1 protein-coding gene is annotated in these 698 nt (G+C 75.5%); it reads right to left on the reverse strand.

The window, feature by feature from the left end; all coding sequences use genetic code 11:
* A partial coding sequence (locus AC2CHG_RS31690; RefSeq protein ID WP_484526236.1) for a lytic polysaccharide monooxygenase auxiliary activity family 9 protein occupies window positions 1-698 on the reverse strand: 698 nt, incomplete at both ends.

Consider the following 698-nt stretch of genomic DNA (forward strand, 5'->3'; position numbering starts at 1 on the left):
CCGCCGCGCCGACCACGAGCGGCCGGGACAGCGGTCCGCCGTCGGTCACCGTCGCGACCGGCACCGCCGGCTCGTCGTCGGCCGCCGGCACGGCGAGGGTACGCGGAGGCGACGCGCTCGCCTTCGGCGCTGCCGGCGGCGGGTCCGACTCACCGCGGGCCGCCCGGAAGATCACGTCCGAGCAGGAGTAGTACGTGTCCTGGGTGTCCGAGTTCTGCCAGATGACGTAGACGAGGTGCCGGCCGGTACGCCCTGCGGGCAGCTTCCCCCGCATCTCGTACGCGCCCGCGCGGATCGGCGGGTCGGTGACCTCGAGGAACGGCTTCTCCTCCAGATCCGCCCAGGTGAGCACGCGCTTCGGCGAGTACGAGCCGGTGGTGACGTAGTACCGGAACGTGCCCCGGTGCGGGATGGTGGTGCGGTAGCGGAACGTGTGCCGGGCACCGGCCGTGAGCGTGGTGGCGGGCCAGTCGGCGCGCGCCAGGTCCAGTCCCCGGTACGCGGACAGCCCGCCGCTGCACAGCTCCCCGTCCGGGATGCGTTCCCGGTCCCGCCCGTCGATCCGGGCCACCCGGATGTTGTCCCACTCGCGTACCGCCGCTCCGGCAGCGACCGCGGCCCGGCAGGCGGGCGTCTGCGCCCGGCCACCCTCGGGCCCGCACGCGGCGGACCGGCTCAGCGGGCTGGTCGGCGCACCG

It is taken from the genome of Micromonospora sp. ATLC20, assembly GCF_057196585.1.